Genomic DNA, 2524 nt, shown 5'->3' with positions numbered 1-2524 from the left:
CTGATGAAATGATTAAAGCAGCAAAAGAGAAAGTAAATACACTTTCTGTAACGAGTCCTACTGATGGCGTAATTGATGATATCGTAAAAACTGCTGATGAAAAAACAGGTATGAGCGGCATTACACTTCGCCACGCTGGGCCATTTAAAGTAAAAGGTCAACTTTCTGAATATGAGCTTGCTAGTATGAAAGTCGGGCAAGAAGTAACTGTTTCCTCAAAAACTGTCGCTGGTAAGACTTGGACAGGAAAAGTAACAGAAATCGGTTCTACACCATTAAAGAGCATGGATGAAAACAAAACAGTTTCTAACTATCAATTCACTGTCACATTAGATAATAGTGAAGAATTACAAAACGGCTTCCACGTTTACGTAACAAGTAAATCTGGCGAAGCAACTGGTACGATTGTTCCGAAAAGCAGCATCGTGAAAAAAGGTGACAAAAATATTGTCTTCGTTGTAAAAGACGGTAAAGCGAAAGAACAAGCTGTTACTGTTGAATTCGAGACTGATAGCGAAGCAAAAGTTTCTGGAGTGAAAAAAGGAGAGCAAATTATCTCTAAACCTGAAAAAGACTTAAAAGATGGTATGGAGGTCGTCGCCCGATGATTAACTTAAAAGGCATCACGAAATCTTTCCAAAATGGTGCAGAATCCGTTCAAATATTACACGGCATTGACGTAACACTGAACCAGGGAGAATTCACTTCTATTATGGGACCATCTGGTTCTGGTAAATCAACATTAATGAACATTATCGGCTGCTTAGATAAACCAACGACAGGTGCGTATGAACTAGCTGGTCAAAATATTTCAAACATGTCTGAGACAGAACTTGCACGCGTTCGTAATAAAGAGATTGGATTCGTATTCCAAAACTTCATGTTATTACCGAGACTTACAGCACTTCAAAATGTAGAGCTACCTCTTATTTACGCTGGAGTCGATAAAAAAGAAAGACGCGAGCGCTCATTAGCCGCTTTAACAAAAGTAGGTTTAGCTGATCGTGCTACTCACCTACCGAACGAATTATCAGGTGGACAAAAACAGCGTGTCGCAGTCGCACGTGCAATCGTAAATAATCCAAAGTTCATTTTAGCCGATGAACCGACAGGAGCACTTGATACGAAAACAAGTACACAAATTATGGATCTCTTTTACGAATTAAACAAACAAGGCTCAACAATCATTATGATTACCCACGATCGTGAAATTGGGGAAGCAGCAGCACGCCAAATTGTAATTCGTGACGGAAACATCGTCCAAGATTGGAGAGGTTAATTTTGAACACGAGTGAAAATATACGCATGGCCCTTTCCTCTATCTTTGCCCATAAAATGCGTTCTATCTTAACGATGTTAGGTATTATTATCGGTATTAGTGCCATTATTACTATCATTTCAATGGGGGATGGCACTAATGCAAAGTTTAAAAAAGAGTTAGGCCAAGGAAAAGATAATGAAATAACGATTTACTACGACAACTCTGACTATGGAACAGATATTGCCAAAATTACAGCTGATATGCTAAAACGTCTTCAAACTGTTCCAGGCGTTAAGGATGTGTATCCAGATGTACGTATGAAAGTAAAAGCAGCTTCTGGTTCAAAAGATGTCTCTCTTGATTTAATAGGTGGAACAGGCGACTTCATGACAGATTCGAAAATAAAATTAGTTCACGGTCGCGAATTAAACGACAGCGAATTAAAACAAGCAATCCCTGCTGTTATATTAAATGAAGAAGCTTTCAATAAATTATTTAATGGTTGGGAATCAAACTTATACACTGATATAAAAGGAAAGCCGTATAAGGTAGTCGGTGTTTACGAAACGAAAAATGAATTCGGAATGCCTATGCCTGAAGGGTATACGTCACTTGAAAATGTCCCTGTCATTTCAGGAGTAACTGAGTATGACTCTGTAAAATTAACAATGACCTCTCCGACAGAACGTAAAAGTGTAGAAAAACAAGCCGTTTCCGTTTTAAACGAAATGAAAGCTCCTAAATTTGAAAATAAATTCAAAGCACAAGACTTAGGTGAATTTACGAAGCAATTAGATGAATCAATCGGTATGATGAAGATGGTATTCGGTGGTATTGCCGCTATTTCCTTACTTGTTGGTGGTATCGGTGTAATGAATATTATGCTTGTATCTGTAACAGAACGTACACGTGAGATTGGTATTCGTAAAGCACTTGGTGCAACGCGTGGTAAAGTATTAACACAATTCTTAATTGAATCTTGTATTTTAACAGGACTCGGTGGTTTCATCGGATTCATGCTCGGTATCTTCTTCGCTTGGATCGTCTCCATCTTTGCCGGATGGCCACTTGTTGTCTCAAAAGAACTTGGACTTCTTGCAGTAGGTATCTCCATGTTAATCGGTATTATATTCGGTCTACTACCAGCTAACAAAGCTGCAAAACTTGATCCAATTGAATGTTTACGATATGAATAAACAAAAACGTAGGAATTTACACTCCTACGTTTTTTTATTTATCCCGCTTTAATGGGCAGTAAGACCC

3 protein-coding genes are annotated in these 2524 nt (G+C 38.3%); all 3 read left to right on the top strand.

The genetic code is table 11. The annotated features are described in order from the left end of the window. The coding region (locus GFJ36_RS03550; protein ID WP_157349460.1) for an efflux RND transporter periplasmic adaptor subunit at positions 1 to 608 on the top strand (608 nt) is incomplete at its 5' end. Next, positions 605 to 1279, top strand: coding sequence for an ABC transporter ATP-binding protein (locus GFJ36_RS03545; protein ID WP_000609098.1), 675 nt, complete (start codon positions 605 to 607; stop codon positions 1277 to 1279). The genes GFJ36_RS03550 and GFJ36_RS03545, both read left to right, overlap by 4 nt. Before the next feature lie 26 nt (positions 1280 to 1305). Beyond that, positions 1306 to 2457 (top strand): ABC transporter permease, encoded by a 1152-nt coding sequence (locus GFJ36_RS03540; RefSeq protein WP_407707397.1) that lies wholly within the window; start codon positions 1306 to 1308, stop codon positions 2455 to 2457. Positions 2458 to 2524 lie beyond the last annotated feature (67 nt).

The organism is Bacillus sp. EE-W1, from assembly GCF_009760835.1.
Lineage (GTDB): Bacteria > Bacillota > Bacilli > Bacillales > Bacillaceae_G > Bacillus_A > Bacillus_A wiedmannii.
This window is presented reverse-complemented; position numbering and strand designations above follow the sequence as displayed.